Raw genomic sequence first — 25,893 nt, 5'->3', positions numbered from 1 at the left:
TCCGGTCATACCCGCAGCTCGTGGAACTCGACGTCGAGCAACTCCGCAACCGTCCTCAGCTCGGCCACCCGATGCCCGGTTCCGAGAGCCCAGTGATGCCCGACGCCGCTGGCGCTCCACGCGTCGGTCCACTCGCCCGGATCGCAGCCGAAGTCCACCCGCGAGGTGGTGTTCCCGATCTGGAGCAGCGGCCCGGCGACGACGGTTCCTTCGGAAGCCACGAACGTGTACCGCCCGTCGCGGGTCTGGCCGACACCGAAGGCGGTCACCGGGCCGTGCTTCACGTCGAACTCGACCGAGACGCCCCAGCCCCGCTTGCCGTGGTAGACACCGAGCCCGCGTAGCAGCGGCTTGCCGTCGCTGATCGCCAGGTGCGCCGGGCCGTCGTGGCCCATCTCCACCACGTCATCCAAGAAGTTCAGCGCCTGCAGCTCGGTGAACGACCCGCCGGCGCCGAGCCGGTCCATGACGAGCATCGCCAGCGACGTACGCAGCTCGTACTCGCCGGCCACCGGGATGCCCCGCGCGGTCAACAGGGAGGCCCCGAGGATCATGCCGGCACCCAGCCGCTCGTGCAGCTCGCCCTCCAACCCCCGGTGGTAGTAGGCGAGGCTGTCCAGCTCGAAGTCCTCGACCAGCCGGTCGAGCCCGACCGCGACGCGCGCTGCCCACTCGAAGTCCTCGTCCAGCACCGAGTCGGTGATGGCGAAGACTTCGCGTGCCTGCTCCACCTTTGCCCACACCTGCTCGTCGGTCACGGCGTTGACCCGCACGCGCAGGTCGTCGAACTCCACAACCTCCATGTGCCCGCCGAAGTTGGCTGGCACCATGGTCAGGTCGGTTGAGACGTCCAGCATGCCGGGGTAGAGGTGGCCCATCAGGCCGTGCCGACCACGCCGCAGCGCAGCTCGGACGCCGGCCGCCTTCACCCAGCTGGCGATCCGCGCCCAGGCCCGTTCGTCTTCCAGGTAGCCGGAGACGGAGCGAAACGGGACGCCGCAGCGGGTGAACGTGTTGGCCATTTCCGGCAGTGGGCAGGCGCCACAGTAGGCCAGCCATTGCCCGGTGTCGAAGGTCGCGTGGTCCATCGCCTCGGTCGGCTGCAGGTTGATGAGCAACACCGGCGCGTCGCTGCGCTGGGCGATCGGCAGGAGCATCGTCGCGGTCATGTAGGTGGTGAGGAATCCGACAATAATGTCGCAGCCCTCGGCTCTCAGCCTCTCCGCCGCTGCCGCGCCCTCCTGCGCGTCGGAGATGAAACCAACGTCTACGACGTCCGCGCCGAGGGCATCCATCTTCTCGCTCACGCGAGCGGCCGACCGCTGCAGCTGTGGCAGCAGGTCGGGAAACTGCGGCCAGTATGCGCCGAGGCCGCCCGCCACGAGCCCAACCTTGACTCGACGCCGCGGGATTCGGGTCAGCGTGGGGCCGGTGGCGACCGGCTCGCTCGTGGCGGTCATCTCGTGGTCCTCTCGGGTCGGTGTGGTCCTATTACGACGACTCGGGTCGGTAACGGTTAGCGGAGGAACGCGGCCGGCACACCGGCGTCAACCGGAATGTGGAGGCCGGTGGTGAGCGACAAATCTCTACCGACCAGCGCGAAGACTGCGGCGGCCACGTGCTCCGGCAGCACCTCCCGCTTGAGCAGTGTCCGTCCGGCGTAGTACTCGCCGAGCTTCTCCTCGGGCACCCCGTAGACCGCAGCGCGCTGAGCGCCCCAGCCGCCGGCGAATATCCCGGATCCGCGCACCACCCCGTCGGGGTTGACGCCGTTCACCCGGATGCGGTGCGCGCCCAGCTCTGCTGCGAGCAGCCGCACCTGGTGCGCCTGGTCGGCCTTCGCCGCGCCGTACGCGACGTTGTTGGGGCCGGCGAACACGGCGTTCTTGCTGGCGATGTAGACGATGTCGCCGCCCATCCCCTGATCGATCATGACCTTGGCGGCGCCCTTGGCCACGAGGAACGAGCCGCGGGCCATGACGCGGTGCTGCAGGTCCCAGTCCGCCTCGTCGGTCTCCAGCAGCGACTTGGAGATGGACAGGCCCGCGTTGTTCACCACCAGGTCGACCCCGCCGAAGGCCAGCGCGGCCGCCTCGAAGGCCGCCTCGATCTGGCCCGAATCCGTGACGTCCATCCGCACCGACACGGCGACGTCCGAACCCTTGCCGTGCCCGATCTCGGCGGCGACCGCCGACGCGGTCTCCGCGTTCCGGTCCGCGATCACCACGCAGGCGCCCTCGGCGGCCAGCCGTGTCGCGATCGCCTTGCCGATGCCCGAGCCCGCCCCGGTCACGAGCGCGACCCGCGCGGCGAGCGGCTTCGGCGCGGGCAGCCGGCGCAGCTTCGCCTCCTCCAGTTCCCAGTACTCGATCCGGAACTTCTCCGACTCGGGGATCGGGGCGTACGTGGAGATCGCCTCGGCGCCGCGCATCACGTTGACCGCGTTGACGTAGAACTCGCCGGCGACCCGCGCGGTCTGTTTGTCCTTGCCGAAGGAGAACATGCCGACCCCGGGCACGAGAACGATGGCCGGATCGGCACCGCGCATCGGCGGCGAATCGGGCGTCGCGTGCCGCGAGTAGTAGGCCACGTACTCCTCCCGGTACGCGGTGTGCAGCTCCCTTAGGCGCGCGATGACGTCCTCTAGCGGGGCAGTCGCCGGCAGGTCCACGATGAGCGGCCGCACCTTGGTGCGCAGGAAGTGGTCGGGGCAGGATGTGCCGAGTGCGACCAACGCCGGGTGCTTCTCCCGGGCCAGGAAGTCGAGCACCACGTCGGAGTCGGTGAAGTGCGCCACCTGGGCCGCGTCGGTCGAGGCGAGCCCGCGGACGATCGGGGCGAGCGCCGCGGCGCGGGCCCGTCGCGGCGCCTCGGGCAACGGCCCGTACCCGTCCAGGAGCGCGCCGAACGGCTGGGCCGCACCGCGCGCGTCGATGAACGCCTGTGCCGTACGAATGATCTCCAGCGACCTGGCCTCGCACTCCGGCGATGTGTCGCCCCAGGCGGTGATGCCATGCCCGCCCAGGATCACGCCGATCGCTTGCGGGTTCTCCGCCTTGATCTTCGCGATGTCGAGGCCTAGCTGGAACCCGGGGCGGCGCCACGGCACCCAGGCAACCCGGTCGCCGAAGCACTCCTTGGTGAGCGCCTCGCCGTCGGCGGCGGTCGCGAACGCGATGCCAGCATCGGGGTGCAGGTGGTCGACATGGACGGCGTCGACCAGGCCGTGCATGGCGGTGTCGATGGACGGGGCGGCGCCGCCCTTGCCATATAGGCAGTGGTCGAAGGCCGCCACCATCTCGTCCTCGCGGTCGACGCCGGGATAGACGTCAACGAGCGCGCGGAGGCGGTCCAGCCGCAGGACGGCCAGGCCTGCCTCGGTGAGCGTGCCGAGATCTCCGCCGGAACCCTTCACCCACATCAGCGTGGTGTCTTCTCGGGTAACCGGGTCGGTCGCGGTCGCCTTGCAGGAGGCGTTTCCGCCGGCGTAGTTCGTGTTCTGCGGATCGGCGCCGAGCCGGTGCGCGCGATCGAGCAGAGCCGCGACGGTCGGGTTGGTCGTACTCATTGTGTCCTTCTCCGGTCTTTTCGTACGGCGGTGGCCTCGTGGTGGCGTCGAGCGGCTGTCAGGCGCCCCAGCCGGCCTGCGAGCCGCCCTGCCGCTCGGCGACGAGTCGCTGGTGGTGACCCGACCGGCGGTAGGCGGCGATTGGGTCGGGGTCGATGCCCATCTCCTCGCGCAGCTCCGCGAGGATGGGCCGGACGTCGGTGTTGAACGCGTCCATGAGCACGGCGTTGGCGCCGAGGACGTCGCCGCTTTGCTGGGCGGCGCGCAGCGCGTCGGCGTCGACCAGCAGCGCCTTGGCGGTAGCCTCCTGCACGTTGAGCACCGACCGAATCATCGCGGGGATCTTCGGCTCGATGTTGTGGCACTGGTCGAGCATGAACGCCACGTCGGCGGCGGCGTCCAGAGCGCCGGCCTGCACGATCTCGTGCATGATCCGGAACAGCTGGAACGGGTCTGCGGCGCCGACCATGAGGTCGTCGTCGGCGTAGAAGCGGCTGTTGAAGTGGAAGCCGCCGAGGCGGCCGGCGCGCAGCAGGAGCGCCACGATGAACTCGATGTTGGTGCCCGGCGCGTGGTGGCCGGTGTCGACGAGCACCTGGGCCCGGTCCCCCAGTGCCAGGCAATGCAGGTACGACGTGCCCCAGTCGGGCACGTCCATGGTGTAGAACGACGGCTCGAAGAGCTTGTACTCCAGCAGCATCCGCATACGCTCGGGCATCGCAGCGTAGGTTGCCGCCAGCGCCTCGGCGAGGCGGTCCTGGCGGGCCCGGACGCTGTCTTGCCCCGGGTAGTTGGTGCCGTCGGCGAACCAGAGGCTGAGGATCGTCGAACCGGTCGTGACGCCGATCTCCACGCAATCCAGCAGATGGTCCAGCGCCTTGCGGCGCACGTTCGGGTCGGGGTTGCAGACGCTGCCGAGGCGGTAGTCGTCCTCCTGGAAGACGTTTGGATTGATCGCGCCGATCCGGATCCCCGCATCGCTGGCGTGCTTGGACAGGTCGGCGTAGTTCGCGACGTGATCCCAGGGGATGTGCAGGGCGACGCTGGGCGCGATGCCGGTGAAGCGGTGCACAGTCGCGGCGTCGTCGACCTTCTCGTACGCGTTGCGCGGCACTGCTTCCTGGGCGAAAACCTTGAAGCGGGTGCCGGAGTTGCCGAAGGCCCACGACGGTGTCTCGATCCGCTGCGCCCTCAGGGCCGCTTTGATCCTTGCAATGTCGGTCATCAGTCGTGCTCCCCGGTTGATCTCACGTCGTGTGCTGCTGTTGTGCTGTGCCGTTGTTGGCTCGGTCACCGTTGTCAGGCCGTCCGAACTGTGGTGTCCAGGCGCAGGTCGCGGCCGGCCTCCTCGCGCCAGGTCATGCCACCGTCGTTGCTGTAGAGGGCCCCACCGGCCGTGGGATAGGGATCGGCGTCGTTGTAGGCCATGCCGTAGCACCCACGGGCGGCGGTGGAGCGGACCACGAGCGCGAACCGCTCCCCTGCTGCCACGTCCAGGTCGACCTCGACAACGACCCGCGACGGCGACCAGCTCACGCCGGCCGCGGCGACCTCCCGCCGGGCGACCACTGTGCCGGGCCGGCCGTCCGGGCCCAGCCTGGTGACCTCCAGCACCAGCGGCCCGTCGGCGTGTCCGCTCTGGAAGGTGGTGTAGGCCACCGCCTCCAGCCGGCCGCTGCGCCCGATGGTGAACGTCTGCGCCCGCTGGATCTGGCGGGCCACGTCGCAGAATGCCTGGAAGCCGACGTCGCCGGTCGTCACGTCCGTGCCGGCAGGCAGCGCCGGACCAGTCGTCGCGTGCAGCCCGGCGAGCGGCAGGTCGTAGCTGCGACCGCAAGCGAGCGGCTCGATCGACCCGTCGGCCCGGAAGCGCAGCGGCTCCCAGTGGTGCCGCGCCAGGGCCTCGTTCGGCGCCCCGTTCTCCCACAGGTCGCTCTGGTACAGGTAGACCTTGCCCTGGCGGGCTGGCAGTTCAACGACGTCGGCCGGCTGCCCGCCGCACGAGTCGTTACTGATCTTGATGCCGGTGGGTGGTAGGGCCGGTCGGTCCCAGGCCGCGAGGTCGCCGGCAAAGTCGTCGGCGAGCAGAACGGTACCGTCCGACGCGATCACCTTGACGTCGACGAAGCGCGCGCTCTCGTGGTCCGAGCCCCCGCTCTCCCGGAAGCCCACCCGCCCGGCGCGGTACGTGCTGTCGGTCGTCTCGTCGATGAGCACCCCGTCGACCCAGGTACGGATGGTGCTGCCGGCCACTTGGGTGCGTACGGCGTAGGAGCGCCCGCCCTCGATCGGCATCGGCGTCGGGACTGTCTTCGCGCTCGCGATCCCGCCGCCCCGCCAGATGATCTTGGTGAGGTTGCCGCCCACGGCGCCAGCGTGCGGGTAGTTGCCGAGCAGCCAGGAGTAGCCGGTACCGGGATCGGAGGCCCGGAACACCCATCCGGCCTGCGCGTAGGAGTGGCCGCCCTGGCTGGCGGACTGCAGCGGCGTGACGGTGAAGGTCAGGTCGTAGTCGGTCCACTGTGCGCCCGCCTTGGACAGCCCGACGCCGCCGCCCTCGACGAGCAGGGCACCATCGGTGATCCGCCAGGTGTCCTTCACGGGTGCGCCGGTCCACGGGCCGAGGGGGGACGGCGCGGTGAGGTACGAGGTGCCGGTGGTGCAGTAGCCGCAGTTCGGGTCGGAGAGTGTGAGGTAGTAGCGACCGCCGCGCTCGAACATCGACGGCGCCTCGACCCCGGTGAGGCCCAGCCGGACGTACTCGCCGGTGCCGGTGAGGTACTCGGGGTCGAGCTTCTCCACGACGATGTCGCCGCCCCGGCGCCAGTCGGTGAACGCCAGGTACGCCGTGCCGTCGCGGTCGACGAAGACGTCGTGGTCGCCGTTGTTCAGGCCAGCTGGGACGCCAGCGGTCACCGCGAGCGTCGGGAACCGCTGTTCGACGAACGGGCCGGCCGGCCGGTCGGCGGTGAAGACGTGGTAGCCGACGCCGATGTCGTACGAGTTGATCCAGAGGACGTACTTCCGCTTCGCCTCGTTGAACGCGACGTGCGGGCGGTAGCAACCGTAGGTGTTGCCGCTGCAGCGCTGCTGCCACTGCGCGGTTGAGGCGTCGAAGAGGAAGCCCTCGTCGCGCCAGTGCACGAGATCCGTGGAGCTGTAGGACCTGAAACCGCAGAACGGCCTGCCGGGGCGCTGCCACTCGTAGCCGCAGCCGTAGCTGGTGCCGTAGAGGTAGTAGCGGTTGCCGAAGCGGCGAATCTCGCCGTCGTGCGCGTCGACCGCGTCCCCGCCCGCGGCGAACCGGATCGTCGACCCGGCCGCGTCGCCGTTTACCACAGTCGTCACCGGTTGCGGCGATTCGGCCGCGGCGGGTGGGCTGGCGACCACGATCGCCAGGGCGGCCGCCGCGCCCAGGAGAAGTAGGCGCTGCCGGCTCACGGCCGCTCGGCGCAGACCACCGGTCAGCTGCAGGAGCCGCTTGCGGAAGTTGGGCGCCCGGCCGATCTGCGCTGTCTGGCCACCCGTCATGTCGTGCCTCATCCCACGGTTCCTTCCCTCAGGCTGTTCGCCGGTGCAAGCGTTCGAGCGGTGCTGATCGCCCGAACCGGGGCGCGACCGCCGGCACGGTGGCGGTGGGGATCCGCCGCGCACCGAGGTGCGGCCATCCCGAGCGGAGGCGATAGTTCGATCCGCTCGGGACGGCGCTGTGGCGGTTCACCCCGCGAACTGCGCGACGTTGTCCTTCGTCACGAGGGTGACCTTCTGGAACACCTCGCGCGTGCTCTCGTCGTCGTAGGTCAGCTTCCCGCCGTTGAGGGCTTGCGCGGCGAGGTCGACGGTCTTCGCGCCCATGCCAGCCGGGTCCTGGGCGACCGTGGCCGATAGTCCGCCCTTGCCGATCGCGGTGATCGCCTCCGGGTCGGCGTTGAAGCCAATGGTGACGATGTCCTTGACCGGATCCTTGCCGGCGTCCTTGATCGCGTTGGCGGCGGCGACGCCCATCGGGTCGTTGCAGGCGAAGACGCCTGTAACGTCCGGGTCCTTGGCAAGCGCGTCCTTCATGATCTTGTACGCCTCTTCCGCCTTGGAGTTGCCGGAGAGTTCGGTGACGACCTGGTAGCCCTTGTCCTTGATCTGCTGCGTGAAGGCCAGGTTGCGGCGGGCCGCGTACACGGCCGAGGGCTCACACGTGATCGAGACGACCTTCTTGCTCTTGGCGCCGTTGGCCGTGATCTGCTGGGCCATGTACTCCGCGGCCTGCTTGCCGCCGTCCGCGTTGTCGGAGATGACGATGGCGTCGTACGGGGTGCCGCCCCCGCCGATGTCGTCAATGATCACCGGGATGTTCTTCTGCTTGGCCTTCGCGATGATCGGGCCGAGCGCGTCAGGCTTGAACGGACTGATGATGAGGACGTCGACGCCCCGGTCGAGCAGCGCCTGGGCTCCGGTCACCATCTCGTTCTCGTCGCTCTTCTCGTCGTGGAGCTTGAACTTCCACCCCTGTGCCTCGACGGCCTCGCGGGTGCCCTTCTCCATCTTCTGGAAGAACTCGTACTGCATGTCGTACACGGAGAAGCCGACGGTGATGTCGCCGCTGGCCTTGCCGGAGGGCTTGCCGGCGTCGGTTGTGGTGGAGTCCGAACAGGCGCTCACGCCAAGGGCGAGCACGCCAGCGACGGCCATTGTGGAAATAGTGGTGCGCTTCAAGGTTCCTCCTCGGAGGGTGACCCGGCCGGCGTGACGACGGGCGGGATGGCAGCGGTTGAGACGTTTCAAATCTGTTAGGAATGCCCGCGCAAAGTCGGATGTGGCTCAATCAGCCGGTGGGCACCGCCCGGCGCCGGAACGGCAACAATCGGGCGAACGAACCGGGCGCAGCGAACCGGCTGCGCAGCCCGTCGATGGCAAGTGCGGTGATGAGTACGCAGCCGAGCACCACCCGCTGGTAGGAGGCGTCGACGCCGCGGCTGACCAGCAGGTTGTTGAGAACGCCGACCAGCAGCACCGCGGAGAACGTGCCAATCAGCGTGCCCTTGCCGCCCTTGAGGCTGCTGCCTCCCAGGACGACAGCGGCGATGACACGGAGCTCGAAGCCGTCCTGGGCCGAACCGTCGGCCGTCCACACCCGGCTGATGTAGGTCAGCGCCCCGATGCCGACGCTGAATCCGATGACGGCGAAGATGAGCATGCGGATGCGGTATACCGAGATTCCGCAGAACCGCGCCGCCACCGGCGAGGAACCGAAAGCCACAATGCGGCGTCCCGTCGCCGTGCGACGCAACAGCACCCAGATCGCACCGTAGAAGACCACCATGATGAGGAATGGCAGTGGGATACCGGCGACGTTCAGCCCACCGATCTTCACAAACGGCGATCCGATCTCGCTGTACGGCAAGGTCTTGGGACCGTGCTGGGTGAGGACGTAGGCGATGCCACGGAAGACGAACAGCATGCCCAGCGTGGCGACGAACGGCGGCACCCGCAGCGCCGTGACCAGCGTGCCGTTCACCGCGCCGCAGGCCACGCCGGTGGCGATCGCGACTGTTATGGCAAGCCAGGTGCCGCCGGCCGCGTAACCCATCAAGGTCGTCACCGAGACCAGCGCGAGTTGGCCCCCGACCGACAGATCGAAGGTGCCGTTCATCACGGCGAGGGTCATCGCCGCGGCCACGATTCCCAGGTAGGCGCTTTCGCGCAACACCGACTGGAGATTGGCGACGGTAAGGAAATCCGCCGACAGCAGTGGCGAGGCGGCGAGCAGGACAACGAGGACTGCGGTGATGCCCCAGGTCTCCCAGAGCGCGCCGAAGCTGTGCTGCCGGGCCCAACGGCGCTGATTCTCGGTGGCCGGAGCGGGCGTTTGGGTGCCGGGGGCGGGCGGCACGGCGAGGTCAGACGTCATCGAGGGCCTCCGCGGGGGCGTTGCGGCGCATGGCGTGGATCGTCAAGGCGATGACGAGCAACAGGCCGATGCTGATGCGCTGATAGGCGGGCGGGGTGTTGAGCAGGTTGAGACCGTTGCGGATCGTCTCGATGAGCACTGCCCCGAGCAGTGTGCCGACGACCGACGCCCGGCCGCCGAGCAGGCTGGTGCCGCCGATCACGACGACCGTGATCGCGTCGAGTTCGAAGCCGAGCCCGAGCTGTCCCGAGCCCTTCTGCAGCTGGCTTGAGATGAGCAGGCCCCACATTCCTCCGGCGAGACCGACGATGATGTAGACGGTGGTTCGTATGCGGTCGACGCGCAGACCGGACATGCGCGCGGCCTCCCGGTTCGACCCGATCGCACAGACCCGCCGCCCGAAGCGGGTACGGTTGACCACCCACCATGCGGCGAGCGCCACCGCTACGGCGAGCACCACCGGCATCGGGATGCCGAAGACGCGTCCGGCGGCGAGGAACTTCAGGGTGGACGAGCTGACGATGACGTCTCGGCCGCCGGTGTAGGCAAGTGAGACGCCGCGGACAATGACCAGCATCGCCATGGTGGCGATGAATGGGGTCACCCCGAGCTTCGTTACGACGAGGCCGTTGATCAATCCGACCGCCGCGCCGACGAGCAGACCGGCAACCATCGCGACACCGGCGGAGTGGCCACCCGCTATCCAGGTGCACGCCACCGCCCCGGTAAGAGACACGGTGGAACCGACAGAGAGGTCGAACTCTCCCATCGCAATGCACAGCGTCATGGCAAGCCCCGGGATCGCGACGATCCCGGCTGCGACGATGACGTTGGTGAGGTTGTCGACGCTCAGAAACCGATCGGTCGCCACCGTGAGTACGACAGCGAGCAGCAGGAGCGGCACCGCCAGTGGCGCCCTCTCGACCGCCCGGCTGAGGCGGACCCGTGGGCCGGCTGTACGGATGCCCCGCTCGGGGGCGGCAGTGGTCATGCGGCGACTCCGATTCGGCGACCCGTGGTCGCGCAGGCGACCACGTTCTCCTCGGTGCGGTCTTCTCCCTCGAGCACGCCGACGACGCGGCCCCTGGACAGCACGACGACTCGATCGCTTGTGCCGAGCAGCTCCGGCAGGTCACTGCTCACCATGATGACCGCCGTACCTGCAGTGGTGAGCTCGTTGACGAGCGCGTGGATCTCGGCCTTGGCGCCGATGTCGACGCCACGGGTCGGCTCGTTGAGGACCAGGACTCGACCCCCTGGCGCGAGCGCCCGGCCGAGCAGCACCTTCTGCTGGTTGCCGCCGGAGAGTTCGCTGATGAGCTGCTCCGGGCCGGTGGCGCGTACGCGCAGCCGGCTGCCGTACTCGGCGTAGGTGCGCTCCTCCGCGCGGCGGGAAAGCAGTCGGACCAAGCCGTGGCGCAGCTGCTCCAGCACGGTCACTGTGAGGTTCTGACGGACCGACAGGTCGGGCAGTATGCCCGCGCGCTTGCGGTCTTCGTGCAGGAAGCCGACACCCGCGGCGAGCGCGTCTGCCGGCGTTGCCGGGGCGAAGCGCCGGCCGTCGAGTTCCATGTGCCCCGCACGCAACGGCAGAGCGCCAAAGACCGCCTGCGTGAGCTCGGCCTGGCCGGCCCCCGCCACGCCCCCGATCCCGACGATCTCGCCCGCACGGACCTCGAGGTTGACATCGCGCAGGATCCGGCCGGCACTCACCCCGACAAGGCGGAGGACGACGTCGCCCTCGGCAACGTCCTCGCGGTGGAAGACAGCATCGATGTCGCGTCCGACCATGAGCCGGACCAACTCGTCCTCGTCGGTCGCGGCGATGTCCAATGTGCGAACGAGCCGCCCGTCGCGAAGTACGGTCGCCCGGTCGGCAACCGCGAAGACCTCCTCGAGACGGTGGCTCACGTAGACCACCGAGCGGCCCTCGTCGCGGAGCCGGCGGACCACATCAAGCAGTCGTTGGACTTCCTCTCTGGACAGCGCCGCGGTCGGTTCGTCCATGACGATGACCTGGCCGTCGGTGCCGAGAGCCTTGGCGATCTCGACGAGTTGCTGTTCGGAGACGCTGAGGTCAGCGACCCGCGCGTCGGGGTCGATGTCGACGCCCAGTACGTCGAAGAGCGCTCTGCACCCGACGCGCATCTCGCTGTAGCGGATGCCGCGCGACCACCGGGAGTGCGGCTCGCGTCCGGCGTACACGTTCTCGGCGACGGTCAGGTCGGGAAAGAGGGTGAACTCCTGATAGATCACGGCGATGCCGTGAGCGAGCGCATCGCTGGGCCGGCGCGGCGCGTATGTCTCGCCGCGCAGCAGGACGGTGCCGGCGCTGGGGCTGTATACACCGCCGAGTACCTTAAGCAAGGTCGACTTGCCGGCGCCGTTCTCCCCGACCAGGGCGTGCACCTCACCGGCCTTCACGTCGAGGTCGACGCCGTCGAGCGCGCGGACCCCGGGAAACTCGACCGTAAGACCGGTGACCGCTAGGACGCGGGTCGCGGTGGTGTCGACTGTAGGGCTCATTCGGGCGGGGCTCCAAGTATCGACTTCGGATGCTGGTGAATCGTTTCAACGGCTAGGCTGCAAAGCTAGGTCCGATCTCCAGCGCGTGTCAAGGGTCACACCGTCGTCAGTCTGATATCGGCTCGAAACATGGGCGCCTCGGCTTCGTCCGTAACGAGTCGGCGCGGCACCTGCACGCCGGCCGCAGCCGTACCGTCGGACTGGTCGTCCTCGACGTGGCGAACCTGTTCTTCACGGTGTCGCACGAGGTGTGGAGGACGCCGCCAACGACGCGGGCCTCGCGGTCGCTTCTGCAACAGCGACGACGACCCCACCGAGAAGTCCCGCTATCTCGACTTGCCGGAAGGGCGGCGGGTGCAGCGGATCCTGGTCACTTCGGTCACCGCGGCCAACGATCGGCTGGACCACCTGCGTAGCCGTGCCAACCACCGGGCCGACACGGGCCCGCCGGGCGACGCCTCCACGTCCTGCTCACGCTCGGCGGGAACATGGACCTCCGCCGTGGCGCCCACCGGCGCTCCGCGTTCTCGCTGCGCAGCCGGGCCAGCTCGGCCCGATCGTCGCTGCTCGAACCGTCGCCCTCGCCCGGGGGAACCGCACAGCTTCTTCGGGCTGGGCGGGCACTGGGGAGCAGCGGAGAGGACTCAGGAGGCTGGGCGCGACCAGACGTCGGCGATCGACGGGTCGTAGTATGCCGAGTCGTCCTGGTTCTCGAACCGGATCCGGACCGACCCGTCGGCGGCCGCGAGCGAGGCCGGGACGACCAGCTCGTAGGTCTCCGTGCCGGCACTGGCGGCGGAGCGCTGGAAGGTGCGCAGCAGCACCTCCTCACCGTCGACGTAGACCTTGTAGCGCTTGGTCTGAGCACGGTCGTAGGTCTCGACAGCACGGACCACGAACGCCTCGCCCGGGGTCACGGCCAGGTCGAACTCGAACCACGAGAACGGCGTGAGGTGTCCGGCGTAGCGCCGGGTCAGTCCGGCCTCCGTGCTGGTGCCGGAGGACGGCGCCGCCGTCAGCCGGTGCGCCTGCTCTGACGAGGCATTGCCGAGGTCGACGTGGTCGAGGGCGTCGGTGACGTCGGGGGTGATCGCGACCCGGACCGAGCCGGTTCCGGTCGCGAGGACCTCGCCGTCGCGGACGAACCGGGCGGTGAGCGTGACGTCCTCGATGGCCTGGCGGGCGGCACGCGGGACGACCACGTCGAGGGCCACGCTGCGGGTCTGCCCGGCCGGAACCGTCAGGTCGGCTCCGGCGACCGGCTGCCATCCCTCGGGGAGGTCGAGCCGGAGCCCGCCGGGCGCCGGGGCGCGGCCTACGTTGCGCACCGTCGCGGTGACCCTCGCGGCTTTGCCGGGTCGTACCTGAGCCGGCTCGGCGGTGACCGACTCCACGACCACCGGCGACTGCACCGACACCTCGAGCGGGCTACGCACGGTCAGGGTCGCGTCGGCGTACACGTAGGTCGCCTCGGCGTCGCCGCGCACGGTACCCGGTCGCTGCTGCTCGGGAACCGCCAGCTCCAGTTGGCCCTCGCCGGTGCCGGCGGGCGGCAACTGATTGGTCAGCCGCACCCATGAGGGCGTGGTGGTCCAGCCCTCACCGAACCCGGTCAGCGAGGCACGGACGTTCACCACCCGTTCGGAGCCGTCGTTGGCCACGGCGAGCCGCACGGGGACCCGGTCCCCCGGCCGCAGCACGTCGGGGCCGGCCTGGGCCTTCAGCGACAGGCCCAGCAGGTCCGACGCCGCGGCCGACACGGCGGACATCGCCCGATCGACCGCGGTCACGAGTTCCGCCAGGCCGGCGGCGTCCAGTTTCGTGACGACGTCGGCCATCGACTCCAGCGCCAGGTGCGCGGCGGCCAGGTGACGGGCGGCCGCTCGGGTGTCGCCTGTGAGCAGGGCGGCGTGGGCGTTGCGGACTTTCGCGCCGGAGGTGGCAGCCGCCCCGGACAGCCGCTGCGCCTGCCCGGGGTTGAGGTGGCCGGCCCGGCGGGCGGCGTCGACGCGGGCCGCGAGGGGCTCCGTTGCGTCGATCGCCGCCCCGACCAGGCCGAGCTGCTCGTCGGAGCCGAATCGGTAGTCACCGGAGCCGACGACCACCCGTACGACGCCGTCAGCGACGGTCACCTCGTGTACACCGGGTGCGTCCGCCACCGGCCGTCCGCTCTCGGACACGGCCCAGCGGTTGGCCCCTGGGACCTCGACCGTGGCGGTCGTACCGACGGGGACGTGCACGTCGAGGGAAAGTCGACGACCCTGCTGGCGCCAGTCGCTGGACACCGGACCCCACGGCGTCTGCGTGGTCGCGGACGCGTGGTCGAGCAGGCCGGTGACAGCCGGGGCAATCGTGATGTCGCGGTAGCCCGTCGCGGCCGAGGGCCGGATGCCGGCGACGTAGTGGTAGTTCCAGTCCTCCAAGGTGCCGAGGAAGTAGTGGCCCAACGACCGGGCCTGCAGGGACCAGTGCTCCCAGACGGTGGTCGCGCCGTTCGCGAGCTTGTAGCCCCAGCTCGGGTACGTCGTCTGGGTCGCAACCCGGTAGGCCACGTCCTCGTGGCCGTACTGCGTGAGCACCGGCAGTAGGTACTTCGTGCCCAGCGAACCGGTGTCGAGGTGATAGTCCCGCTCGACCACGTCCTGGGCGAGCCGGTCAGCGACTCGCTGGGCGACCTGCTCGTTGGGGGTGAGATCGAAGGCAAGCGCCAGCACGTTGTGGACTTGCCGGTAGCGGTTGGCGTCCGCACCCTCACCGCGGTAGCGGTCCTGTGAGCTCTGGAAGTAGACGTCGTTGAACGCCGTCTTGGTGGCGTCCGCCTTCGCTGCGAACTGCGCGGCGTCGGTCTGCTTGCCCAGGTGCTGCGCGATCCCCTCCATCGTGCGCAGCATGATGTAGAGGTACGCCGTACCGGCCACGCGATTGTCCTCGTCCGGGGCGTGGCCGCCGGCCGGGCTGCCCGTGGGCGGCACCCAGTCACCGAGCCGGTTGCTGATCACGGTGCCGTTGGCTCGACGCTGGGCGTACTCCAGGTCGATGTAGCCCTTCATGCCGTCGTAGAGCTCGGTCATCACCCGGTCGTCGCCGCCGTACTGGTACAGCCAGTACGGGATCATGATGTAGGCCGCGTGCCAGGGCTGAGACGGTCCCCAGGCACCCCAGTTGCCCGAGCTGGGCGCGATCACCATCGGGGCACCGGCGCGGGAGCCACTGACCTCACGGCTCTCGTGGACGTCGCGCATCCACTTGGCGAAGAGCTCGTGGGCATCCATGTTCAGCATGAACATTTCGGCACCGACCGCGGCGTCGCCGGTCCAGCCGTTCTTCTCGAACATCGGGGTGTCGGTCGGGATGTGGTGGATGTTGTTGTAGAGCGTGTTCACCACGATCTCGTGGACACCGTTCAGAGTGCCGTTCGAGGCCTCGAACCGACCGGTCTGCTCGGCGTCGGTGTTGACCCGCTTGGCCGTGAAGGCGCTCAGCGGCGGCGGGCCGTTGCCGGGCCAACCGGTGACCTCGATGTACTTGAAGCCCTTGTAGGAGAACTTGGGCATCCAGGTCTCCGGCTTGCCGGTCCCGGCCAGCGTGAAGTAGTCGGTCTGGAAGCCGGCTTGGAAGCCACCGTTGTTGCTCATGTTGACGCGGCCGTTGGCCAGCAGCTTCTCCGCGTGAGCGGCCCGGATCGTGGTGCCCGCCGGGCCCTGGACGGTGTACTCGACCATGCCGGCGATGACGTTGGGGAATTCCACCACGTAGACGCCTGGCGCGGGCTCGGTGATGCCGACCGCGGGGTAGGACCGGGTGATCCGAACCGGTTGCTGGCGCTGGTTCACCAGGACACCGCTCGGCCCGGTCGCGATCCTCGGGGCACTCCACGCGGAATCGTCGAAGCCGGCGGAGTTCCAGCCCGGGACTGCGAAGCGCGCGTCGTAGCGCTCACCGGCGTAGAGGTCGTCGAAACGGGTCGGGCCCTCGCGGTAGGTCCAGGAGTTGTCCGTCACCACGCGCTCGGTGCTGCCGTCGGCGTAGACGATGTGCAGGATGCCTCGCGCCATCGGCTCGTCACGCCAGGTCGGTCGCTCCCAGTTCCAGACGTTGCCGCCGGTCATCGCGAAGAACTCGCGGCCGAGCTCCATGCCGATCGCGTTCGGCCCCTGGACCAGCCGATCGGTGACGTCGAACGCCGCGTACTGCACGGTGTCGTCGTAGTCGGTGAAGCCCGGGGAGAGCATGGCATCGCTGACGGGGGACCCGTTGAGGCTGACGTCGGCGTAGCCGCCGGCCGCGACGTAGTACGTCGCGTTGCGCACCGGCCCGTCGACGGCGAACTCCTTGTGCAGCAGCGGGGCAGCGGCCGGCGCGGGCGCCAGGATCGTGTTGATGGACCCTACGAGCTCCAGCGAGCCGTTGACGACCGTGCCGCCGCTGAACGGGTTGAAGCCGGTGGAGAAGTCGATGTCGGCCAGCACCTTGCTGTCCTCGGTCCGGGTCACCTTGACCGCGTGGGCCCGCGACCGCTCCGGCTGGCCGCCCGAAGAGTCGGAGCGGAAGCCGATGAAACCGCGCTGCATGTTGCCGGCCTGTGGGACGTCGCGCGATTCGACCTCGATTCCGTTGATGCGGGTGACCACGTGGATGCTGGACTTGTCGGTGCCCGGTCCCACGGTGACACTCAGCTTGTTGGACTGCGTGGTGAGCTGGTTGACCGTCACCGCCGAGGAGATGTCGATGCCGGGGTTCGCCAGGAGGGTGTAGTTGCCGTTCAGGCGGCGGTGGGGGCGCAGGCGGGGCACGCCACCGTCGACGGAGACCTGCCACATCAGGGCGTCGTTGGGGCTCGGCGCGCGCACGAAGGCACCGAACGCGACGTGGTCGATGGTGAAGTCGAACTCCGCGGTGTAGTTGTCCCAGCCGACGAGCGGGTCGCGCGACGGCGGCTGCGCGCCGATCCACCTGCTGTCGCCCCAGTCGGCGGCGGTCATCAACCCCGTCCGGAACTGTGACGACCCGCTGGCCTGGCCTGCTGTGGTGACCACGTCGACTGTCCACTCGTACCCGGTCGTCGACGTCAGGGTCGGTCCGGCGTACTCCACGTCGAAGGACCGGTCGGACTCGACGACCCTGCTGTCCCAGATGACGTTCCCTCCGGTGGTGACCCGGACGCGGTAGGACTCCTGACGGACGTCGCGCTTCGTGGTACTGATGATCCACGAGAACCGGGGGCGGTCGAGGTCGATGCCGACGGGCTCGGGCTTGCGCTCGACCTTGAGGTCGACGAGCTTCACCACATCAGCCTCCGCCGGCCGTGCGCTCGCGCTCGGCGTCGGTACGCCGAGCCCGGTCAGGATCAGCGCCAGCGCCGTCAGCCCGCCGGCGAGACGGCGAACTCTGTCAGATACGTACCGCATGGGGCCACCTTTGGCTGGAAGCTGCTGTGGCAGTGAAACGTTACAGAGGAACGGTAGGCAGGATTGCCGCACCTTACAACTGGGCCGGAAGAGATGGCCGCATCCGGCCACGTCGGTGAATTGAATCGTCATCACGGCCCACGGGCGTCGGTCAGATCCACCGCCACCCGTCCGCCTGGCACTGTGGCCAGGCGGACGGGTGGCATTCCTCAGTCAGCGATGCACGGCCGCGACGGTGAAGCGGTAGGTCCCCGAACCGATCTCGTAGACGACGGCGTCGTCCTCGACGCTGACCCTTCGGGCACCGCCGGTCGCGGTGACGTGTTTGGCCTCGGAGCCCAGCCGCGGTACCCGCACGCGCGCGGTGGTGTTCGCGGGGATCTCGACCGTCAGGTGGAAACTCCGCCCCGAGCGCTGCCAGCTGGACGAGACAGTACCTCGCACCGTGTCCTGGGAGACACTCACGTGGTCCAGCCCTTGCGGCACCAGGGGCGCGACCGTCATCGCGGCGTAGCCTGGTGCGTTCGGGACGATCCCGCCCAAGCGAGTGAAGAACGAGGTGCTGATCCCAGCGAACATGGCGTGGTCGTGGGTGATCATCGGCGCGTTGTAGACCCACTGCTCCCAGGGGGTGGTGCCCCCATTCTCAATCTGGAAGCCGAAGCTGGGGTAGGTGCGCTTGCCCAGCACCGTCATCGCCACGTCCATCCTGTCGATGGCGGCGAGTGCGTCCATGAGGTGGCGGGTGCCGAAGATCCCCGTGTCGAGGTGACCCTCGTTATCGACCAAGATAGTCCTCACGAGGTGACGGCCCACCGCCTCCAAGTTCGCCTCGGGCACCATGCCGAAGGCCAGGGGCAGCACGCTGGTGGTCATCCGGCCGCTGCCGTATCTGTCCCCCGTGGCGGAAAGGAACTTTTCGTTGAAGGCGTCGCGAATCCGGCCGGCCAAGGCCTCGAAGCGCGCCTTGTCCTTGGTTTTGCCCAGCGCGGCGGCGGCCGCGGCCAGGTCACGTGCCTGCCGATACCAGAGCGCGGTGTTGACCAGGGAGACCTCGCTGAAGCAGCTGGTGACGCCTGGCCCACCCATGCCGCCATTGGCTACCTCTCCATGCACCGGCGGGCACCAGTCGCCGAACCCCTCGTTGTTGGGCCAGATCAGATCCGGCTTCTCCTTCACATTGCGGTCGATGAACCGGACCATGTCGTCGTAGTGCTCGGCAAGGACGGCGGGATCGCCGTACTGCTCGTACAGCGTCCACACAAGTGACACCTGTCCACCGGCCATGTCCGGGTACTGCGACTTCACGTCGTCGGTCGGCAGGGCAGTGCCGGGCGGCAGATCGCGCAGGTACTTGGCGTAGAAGGTGTCCATGCGGAATTCCCGGGTGGACGCGTCAGCATAGGCCTGTACATCCATGGCGGGAGGTGTGCGCTCGTCGCGCACCGGCGTGTCGGTCGGAGTGCTCATCGAGTTGTTGACAATGCTCCAGCGGTTGTTGCGCCAGATTGCGTTCAGCAACTCGTCCGAGGAGTCGAACGTCGCGGTGGACTCCACGTCGGCGTGAACGACGCGGCCCTCGATGGAGTCCAGGGTCGGTCGACCCGGGAAGCCGGTCACCTCCACGTAGCGGAACCCGTGATATGTGAACCGCGGCTCGTAGGTCTCCGGTGCCCCGCCTTTGAGGATGTACGTGTCGGTGACTTCGGCGTTGCGGTTGGTCCGGGTGTCGAGACTGCCGTCCGGATACACCTCCTCGGCGGCCCGCATCCGGATGGCCGCACCAGCCTTGCCCGATACGCGCAGTCGTGCCCAACCGGCGATGTTCTGTCCTAGGTCGAAGACGAACACACCGGGCTTAGGCTCATCGAGCGCGATCGGATGCAGTGTCTGGACGACCCGGCGAGGCGGGATCGGATCTCCCACCAGCCGTCCTTGGGGGGCAGGGAGGCCGGTTACCGGCTTCCACGACCGGTCGTCGAAGCCGGGCGAGGACCAGCCTGGCCGCTCTAGGCGTGCGTCGTACGCTTCCCCGTGGTAGAGGTCAGCACCGATGATCGGCCCGGTCGACCACGACCAGTCCTCCGGGCCAGTGGTGATGTGCTGGATGGTGCCGTCGACATGGGTGATGCGAATCAGCATCCGAACTCGCTTCTCACCGAGGAACCGCCAGGCGTAGGGGTTGTACTTCTGGCCGTAGCCATCGGCCAGCCACAGCCCGACCGCGTTCTCGCCCGACCGCAGGACGTCCGTCACGTCATAGGTGTCGTAGAGGGCGTGCGTCGCATACTGCCCGTTGGTGGGGGTAAGCACCCGATCACCCACCTTGTGACCATTCAGCTGCAACTCATAGAGGCCGAGACCGTAGACGTAGGCCCGGGCCGAAGCCACCGGCTCGGTCACCTCAAAGTCCGAACGCAGAAGCGGTGAGGCCGGATCGCGCGCCAGGAACGTCAGCTCCGAGGTCGGCGCCAGCTGGCCGTCGACGATCGGCGTGCCAGGAAAGTACGGATCGGGGTTGGTGGAGAAGTCGTCGGTGAAGAGCGTTTCCCCGGTCGGGCTGGTCACCTTGAGGTTGTCGTACCTGGCCCGCTCTGCTTGTCCTGCAGTACTACTGGCGCGGAATCCGAGGGTGCCTGCCCCGGGCAAGGAGTTGTCCTCACGCCGGTCGACCTGCACGCCGTCGAGCCATGTGGTGATCATGGCACCAGACGCCGTAATCCGGATGTGATGCGATTCGTCCAAGTTCTGCGGGGTAAGCACCGGGCCGAGGTCAATATCGTCGAGATTGGAGAAGCGGCCGCCTCGGTTCACGTGCGGCCGCAGCATTACCGAGCCCGGCTGCGTTACCGCGTTGATCTGCCACATGTAGAAGTTGGCGGAGTCTCTCACCCGGAACAGGAAGCTGGCGGCCGCCCGGTCGATGGTGAAGTCCGCCTCGTAGTTGAAGTCGCGCCACATGAGTTCGGCTGCGGTGTCGGGCCCGACGAACGCAGCCCCCTGCCAGTCGGCGTCGTCGAGCAAGCCGGTCTCCCACCAGCTCACAGGGCTCCAGTCAGAGGCTTGACCGCGGGAGTCTCGGACCTGGACCGTCCAGTAGTAGCGCGTGCTCGACTCCAGCGCGGGCCCGTCGTAGGGGATGCCGATCGTCTCGGTGCTCTCGACCCGACCGCTGTCCCATACGTCGGCCCGACCGGGAACAAGCCGGTCAGGGGCTGTCGCGACGATGATCCGGTAGCCGGACTGCTGGGCGTCGCGCAGCCGGCTCTCCAGCCGCCAGCTCAGGCTCGGCGCCGGATCGTCGATGCCGAGCGGCCGAGAGGTGCCTTCGACTCTCAGGTCGAGCGGCGCCAGCCTTCCGGCTCCCGGCGGCGAGGGGAAGCCGCTCACACCCGGGCTCGCAACGGCTGCCGCGGGTGCCAACGACAAGGCCACCACGAGCAGCGAAGCCAGCGCCAGCCTGGCACGTTTCCGGGGCCGCTGGGCGAGGTCGGCAGACATAGGGATCGATCGCATCAAACCCACCATCCGTTGAAAGGTTTCGGTCAGGCACGGCCGAGCTTGTCGTCGTTGTCCTGGAAGACGTTGGCGTTGATGGTCCCGAGGGTGATGCTCTGCTCGGCGGCATACCGGGCCAGCTTGCTGTAGTCGTCGACGAGGTCCGCAGGGATCGTCGGCTCACCGTCGGCTGCGTCCCTGCCCGGCAGGGGGTGGCTGGGGCATCTGCTTCTCCTCCAGGTGTGTGCCTGGCGGCTTTACTGGGCGGCGCCGGCCGGGTGGGACGGGTCGGCCGGATACGGCATCGCCCATACGTCGGCGATGGACGGGTCGTACCCGGTGCCGGTGTGCTGGAAGCGCACCCGTACCACGCCGTCGCGGGTCGCCTCTGGCAGGTCCACCACGAACTGGTAGGTCACCGTTCCCACGCCACCGACGGTGCGCCGGTACGAGCGGGAGTGCGTCACGACACCGTCGACGAGGACGTCGTATTCCTTCACCTGCGCCTGGTCGTAGGTTTCGATCGCCCGCAGGATGAACGGTTTGCCGGGCTCGACGGCGAGATCGAACTCGAACCACCCGCCGGGGTAGCTGACGTTGGTGTAGCGGCGGGTCAGGCCGGCCTCCACGTTGGTGCCGGAATGCTGCGAGGCGGTGAGATTGTGTGCTTGCTCAGAGGCGGGATCGCCGAGGTCGACGTGGTCGAGCACGGGCGATGGCGGGTTGGGCAGGCGCACCGGGATGCCTAGCGCGCGGCGTTCGGAGTCGGTGTCGCCGACGGCGACCTCGACGGTCGCGGTGCCCTCGGTCACTGTCAGTGGGGCGGTCACCGGTGTCTGCACCGTGGCCTCGGCGCCGGGGGCCAGGTCGTACGCCGTAGCCGGGCCGAGCTGCCACCCGGGTGGTGCCGTCGCGGTGAGACGGCCGGTCACCGGCACCGCCGCGCGGTTGCGCAGCACCGTGCGCAGCGTCGTCCCGGCGCCGGGCGTCACCTCGGCGGGCTGGGCCGACACAGACACGATCGCCACCGCCGGGGCGACGTTGAGCGTTGCCGCGACGGGCACGGTGGCCGTACCGGCCTGGTAGCGGTAGGCCAGCGACCCGGTCAGGGTCACCGCCCCGGCCGCCTGGCCGGCCGGGATCCGCACCTCGTAGCTGTGGGTGACGGTCGCTCCGGCCGCGGCGCTGCTGGCGTGTGTGCCGACCCGAGTGACCTCCCACCCGGGCGGGGCGTCCAGCGTGGAGGCGAGGCCGGTCAGTGGCCGAGTCCCTCCGTTGCGGATGGTAATCGTGGACCGCAGCGCCTCGCCGGGCAGCCGCTCGGCGGCCGCCAGGTCGAGGCGGGCCACGGCGCCGATCAGCGCCGCCGAGGCGGCGGACAGCCGCTGGTCGACCTGCCGGAGCAGAGCCGAGAACTGGTCTGCGGTGGACGCGGCGACGCGGCCCACCCTGACCTGGTTGGCCAGCCAGCGGTCAAGGTCGGCGGCGGTGGCCAACCCCCGGTGCATGTCCGCGGCCGTGGCGGGCGTGACACCGGCGATGCGGTGCTGCCGGGCCGCGTCGGTTTCCCGCTTCAGATTGCCGAGCTGGGCACGCAGGTGCGCGACCACCGATTGGTCCAGGTCCGCGCCATCCAGCAGCTCGGTCAGCGCCTCGACCCGCTGCCCTGCCTCGCCCAGGTCGCCGAGTATCCGGTCGATAGCGAACGAGTACGAGCCGGAGCCGATGTCGAAGACGGCGTCGGGCCCGTCGATCTCCACGAACCGCACGTGGTCGGCCTGTTCGACCGGCCGGCCGGATTCGGTTACCGCGTAACGGCTGGGGGCCGGCAGGCGGACCGTGGCGGTCGTGTTGCCCGGCACGGTCACGTTCAGGCGAAGGTCACCGCGCTCGTCGCGCTTCCAGTCGGTGCTGATACGGCCCTGCGCCGACTGGTAGGCAGCGCGGGCCCAGGTCAGATCGCCGCCGGGCTGCGGGGCGATGGTGAGGTGGGCGTAGCCGGGATTCGCTGCATCGGGCTGGATGCCGGCGACGGTCCGGTACATCCAGTCGCCGACGGCACCGTACGCGTAGTGGTTGAACGAGTTCATCCCCACGTCACCGAAGCTGCCATCCGGCATGATCGAGTTCCAGCGCTCCCAGACCGTGGTGGCGCCGTTGGCGATCTCGTATCCCCACGACGGGTAGGTGTCGTTGAGCAGCAGCCGGTAGGCCACGTCCAGGTGACCGGTGTCGCTGAGCGCGGGAAGCAGATCGGGGGTGCCGAGGAAGCCGGTGGCCAGATGCCAGTTGTGCCGCTTGACGTTGGCCACCAGCCGCTCGGCTGCCTTGGCCCGCAGCCCGTCGGGCAGCAGGCCCATGCCGATGGCGAGCACGTACCCGGTCTGGCTGTCACCCTGCACGGTGCCGTCGGCGGCGACGTAGGCGTCCACGAACGCCTTCGCGATCTCCTTTGACAACGCGGTGTAGCGGCCAGCGTCGGCGTCCTTGCCGATGGCCGCCGCCATCTCGCCGAGCAGCCGGATGCTGTAGGCGTAGTAGGCGGTGCCGATGACACCCGCGGGGGTGGGGTCGTCGAGGTTGAGCCAGTCCAGGTACGGGCCGGCGTTGGTGCGCCGGTTGGCGGAGCTGGTGGCCTGCAGCCAGGACGCGTAGCGGGTCATCGACGCGTAATGGTCCTCGATGATCCGGATGTCGCCGTAGCGTTGCCACAGGGTGTGCGGGACGGTGATGCCGGCGTCCCCCCAGCCGGTTGCGCCGTCGCCGCAGCACACTCGCGGGGCCACGTCGGGGTAGGCGCCGTTGGTCGACTGCGCGTCGCGTAGGTCCTGCAGCCACTTGCTTAGGAAGGTCAGGCTGTCCATGTTGAACGTGGCGGTCTTGGCGAAGACGTTGATGTCCCCGGTCCAGCCGAGTCGCTCGTCGCGGGCGGGGGTGTCGGTGGGGATGGACAGGAAGTTGCCGCGCTGACCCCAGGTGATGTTGCTGTGCAGCTTGTTGACCATCGCGTTGGAGGTGGTGAACTCGCTGGTGAGTGACCCGTCGGTGTGCATGACCAGGCCGGTGACCGTGCCGAGGTCGGGGGTGCCGGGAAAGCCGGTCAGTTCGACGTAGCGGAAGCCGTGGAAGGTGAAGGTCGGCTCGTAGATTTCGTTCCGGCCGCCGGAGAGGGTGTAGTAGTCGGTGGCCTTCGCCGAGCGCAGGTTGGCGGTGTAGGCGGTGCCGTCCGGGTTGAGCACTTCCGCGTGCCGGATGCGCACCTTGGTGCCGGCCGGGCCATTGACCTTGAGCCGGACCTTGCCGACCATGTTCTGTCCGAGGTCGAAGATCCACGTGCCGGGGGCGGGCTGGGTCTGGGTCTTGGCCGGCAGTTCCTGCACCACCCGCACGGGCGGGTCGACCTGAGCGACCAGTTTGGCCGTGGCGTCGATGTCGTCGACGGTCGCCGGCGACCAGGCGGAGTCGTCGAAGCCGGGCCGGTCCCAGCCGGCGGGCGTCCGGCGGGCGTCGTAGGTTTCGCCGTGGATCAGGTCGGTCTGCAGGAATGGGCCCGGGGTGACCCGCCAGGTGCCGTCGGTGCGTACGGTCTCGGTTCGGCCGTCGGCATAGTCGACGAGCAGTTGGGCGCTCAGGTGTGGGCGTGGACCGTAGTGGCCGGTGCCGAAAGAGGCGATGGTGCCGGCGTACCAGCCGTCGCCGAGCAGCGCGCCGATGACGTTGTCGCCCTGCCGCAGTTGGTCGGTGACGTCGTAGGTCTGGTACTGCACCCGCTTCTGGTAGTCAGTCCAGCCGGGCGCCAGTTCGTGGTCGCCGACCCGCTGCCCGTTGAGCGCCAGTTGGTAGACGCCGAGCGCGGAGGCGTAGATGCGGGCGCGGGTGACCTCGCCGTTGACGTGGAAGCCGCGGCGCAGCAGCGGGTCGGCGTCGAGGGCGACCAGCATCGCCTCGGTGTTGCCTGACACCCGCAGCCCTTCTGGGGTGAGGCTGCCATCGGAGAACGGGTTGTCGCCGTTGGTGAGTGCGGCTGCGAAAAGGGTGGTGCCGCCTCGGGTGACCGATAGATCGGTGAAGACGCCGGATTCCTGCCCGTCGGTGCGCAGGCCGACCGAGCCGCTGCGGTGGGTGGAGTTGCGGGTGACGTCGACCTGGGTGCCGTCGACCCAGGTGGTGAAGGTGTCGCCGGCAGCGGTGATGCGCAGGGTGTGCGGGGTGGTGAGCTTGTCGGCCGGTACGACGTTGCCGAGCGGCACCTCCTTCAGCACGGTCCAGTTGCCGTTGCTGCGCACGTGCGGGCGGAGTTTCGCGCTGCCACCGGTGATGGAGAACTGCCACATGTAGGCGTTTGCGGCGCCCCGGGCCCGGAGGTAGATGCCGGCGGCGTCCCGCTCGAGCCGTACCGTCGTCTGCACGGTGTAGTCGGTCCACGCTTCGGTGGGCGCGGGCATGCCGATCCAGTCGGCCTGCCATCCGGCGGCGCCGGCCACACCGGTCTCCCAGCTGGCCGGCGCGCTCCAGGCCGAGGTGCGGCCCTCGGTGTCCCAGACCCGCGCGTGCCAGAAATAGCGGGTACGGGGCTGCAGCGCCGGGCCGCCGTATTCGACCAGGCTGCTGCGCGCGGATGTCACCCGACCGCTGTCCCACACGTCCGCATTGCCCGAGGTGAGGCCGGCACTGCTGGTGGCCACCCGGATCTGGTAGGCCTGTTGCATCACGCCCCGCTCGTCCGAGGTGATCGTCCAACTCAGGCGCGGTCGGGGCACGTCCAAGCCGATCGGTTCGGTCGCCCGCTCGGTGCTCAGGTCGATGATGGCCAATTTGTCCGGCGCCACTCCCGCCGCCGCGGCGGGAGTGGCGGCGGGGACCAGCAGTGACAGGCACAGCAGCAGCGCGGTCGATGCCGCCACCGCCCCACGGGGCCGTCTGGTCGATTTGGTAAGCCGGATCGGACTGCCTGCGGTGGCGGCAAGAGTGCCCATCACTGCCTCCTA

The 25,893-nt window shown here is 69.0% G+C and carries 11 protein-coding genes; all 11 read right to left on the bottom strand.

The features are described 5' to 3' along the window. Positions 1 to 5: 5 nt before the first annotated feature. A complete protein-coding gene (locus ACIRG9_RS24965; RefSeq protein WP_402860467.1) occupies positions 6 to 1,460 on the bottom strand; it encodes an arabinose isomerase in 1,455 nt (484 codons plus the stop codon). Between the two features lie 56 nt (positions 1,461 to 1,516). Beyond that, entirely contained in the window at positions 1,517 to 3,568 is a 2,052-nt protein-coding gene (locus ACIRG9_RS24960; protein ID WP_402860464.1) for a bifunctional aldolase/short-chain dehydrogenase, read from the bottom strand. Between the two features lie 58 nt (positions 3,569 to 3,626). Then, complete coding sequence (rhaI, locus tag ACIRG9_RS24955; protein ID WP_402860461.1) at positions 3,627 to 4,793, bottom strand: L-rhamnose isomerase; 1,167 nt, start codon at positions 4,791 to 4,793, stop codon at positions 3,627 to 3,629. Positions 4,794 to 4,867: 74 nt separating this feature from the next. Continuing rightward, positions 4,868 to 7,111: a family 43 glycosylhydrolase gene (locus ACIRG9_RS24950; protein WP_402860458.1), complete on the bottom strand. Its 2,244-nt coding sequence runs from the start codon at positions 7,109 to 7,111 to the stop codon at positions 4,868 to 4,870. A gap of 174 nt (positions 7,112 to 7,285) precedes the next feature. Then, positions 7,286 to 8,254: a substrate-binding domain-containing protein gene (locus ACIRG9_RS24945; protein WP_402860455.1), complete on the bottom strand. Its 969-nt coding sequence runs from the start codon at positions 8,252 to 8,254 to the stop codon at positions 7,286 to 7,288. 133 nt (positions 8,255 to 8,387) lie between these two features. After that, positions 8,388 to 9,473, bottom strand: a complete 1,086-nt coding sequence (locus ACIRG9_RS24940; RefSeq protein WP_402860452.1) for an ABC transporter permease — start codon at positions 9,471 to 9,473, stop codon at positions 8,388 to 8,390. Beyond that, entirely contained in the window at positions 9,463 to 10,464 is a 1,002-nt protein-coding gene (locus ACIRG9_RS24935; protein ID WP_402860449.1) for an ABC transporter permease, read from the bottom strand. The genes ACIRG9_RS24940 and ACIRG9_RS24935 overlap by 11 nt, the downstream gene beginning before the upstream one ends. Then, the gene (locus tag ACIRG9_RS24930) at positions 10,461 to 11,999 is read right to left on the bottom strand and encodes a sugar ABC transporter ATP-binding protein (protein WP_402860446.1); all 1,539 of its coding nucleotides are present in this window, start codon (positions 11,997 to 11,999) and stop codon (positions 10,461 to 10,463) included. Before ACIRG9_RS24930 ends, ACIRG9_RS24935 begins: the two co-directional genes overlap by 4 nt. A 644-nt stretch (positions 12,000 to 12,643) precedes the next feature. Beyond that, complete coding sequence (locus ACIRG9_RS24925) at positions 12,644 to 17,539, bottom strand: family 78 glycoside hydrolase catalytic domain (protein WP_402860443.1); 4,896 nt, start codon at positions 17,537 to 17,539, stop codon at positions 12,644 to 12,646. A gap of 81 nt (positions 17,540 to 17,620) precedes the next feature. Then, positions 17,621 to 20,908 carry a family 78 glycoside hydrolase catalytic domain gene (locus tag ACIRG9_RS24920; RefSeq protein ID WP_402860440.1) on the bottom strand — a complete coding sequence of 1,096 codons (3,288 nt, stop codon included), beginning with the start codon at positions 20,906 to 20,908 and terminating at the stop codon, positions 17,621 to 17,623. A 254-nt stretch (positions 20,909 to 21,162) separates the two neighbouring features. After that, positions 21,163 to 25,809 carry a family 78 glycoside hydrolase catalytic domain gene (locus ACIRG9_RS24915; RefSeq protein ID WP_402860437.1) on the bottom strand — a complete coding sequence of 1,549 codons (4,647 nt, stop codon included), beginning with the start codon at positions 25,807 to 25,809 and terminating at the stop codon, positions 21,163 to 21,165. Between the last annotated feature and the right edge of the window lie 84 nt (positions 25,810 to 25,893).

The sequence above is a fragment of the Micromonospora sp. NPDC093277 genome (assembly GCF_044765245.1).
Taxonomy (GTDB): domain Bacteria; phylum Actinomycetota; class Actinomycetes; order Mycobacteriales; family Micromonosporaceae; genus Micromonospora.
Note: the sequence above shows the minus strand (reverse complement) of the source record. Positions and strands in the feature narration are given on the sequence as shown.

Excerpts from the sequence above, each read along its gene's own strand:
- ACIRG9_RS24965 (WP_402860467.1), bottom strand. The coding sequence starts at position 1,460 with ATGACCGCCACGAGCGAGCCGGTCGCCACCGGCCCCACGCTGACCCGA.
- ACIRG9_RS24960 (WP_402860464.1), bottom strand. The coding sequence starts at position 3,568 with ATGAGTACGACCAACCCGACCGTCGCGGCTCTGCTCGATCGCGCGCAC.
- rhaI (WP_402860461.1), bottom strand. The coding sequence starts at position 4,793 with ATGACCGACATTGCAAGGATCAAAGCGGCCCTGAGGGCGCAGCGGATC.
- ACIRG9_RS24950 (WP_402860458.1), bottom strand. The coding sequence starts at position 7,111 with ATGAGGCACGACATGACGGGTGGCCAGACAGCGCAGATCGGCCGGGCG.
- ACIRG9_RS24945 (WP_402860455.1), bottom strand. The coding sequence starts at position 8,254 with ATGGCCGTCGCTGGCGTGCTCGCCCTTGGCGTGAGCGCCTGTTCGGAC.
- ACIRG9_RS24940 (WP_402860452.1), bottom strand. The coding sequence starts at position 9,473 with ATGACGTCTGACCTCGCCGTGCCGCCCGCCCCCGGCACCCAAACGCCC.
- ACIRG9_RS24935 (WP_402860449.1), bottom strand. The coding sequence starts at position 10,464 with ATGACCACTGCCGCCCCCGAGCGGGGCATCCGTACAGCCGGCCCACGG.
- ACIRG9_RS24930 (WP_402860446.1), bottom strand. The coding sequence starts at position 11,999 with ATGAGCCCTACAGTCGACACCACCGCGACCCGCGTCCTAGCGGTCACC.
- ACIRG9_RS24925 (WP_402860443.1), bottom strand. The coding sequence starts at position 17,539 with ATGACGATTCAATTCACCGACGTGGCCGGATGCGGCCATCTCTTCCGG.
- ACIRG9_RS24920 (WP_402860440.1), bottom strand. The coding sequence starts at position 20,908 with ATGTCTGCCGACCTCGCCCAGCGGCCCCGGAAACGTGCCAGGCTGGCG.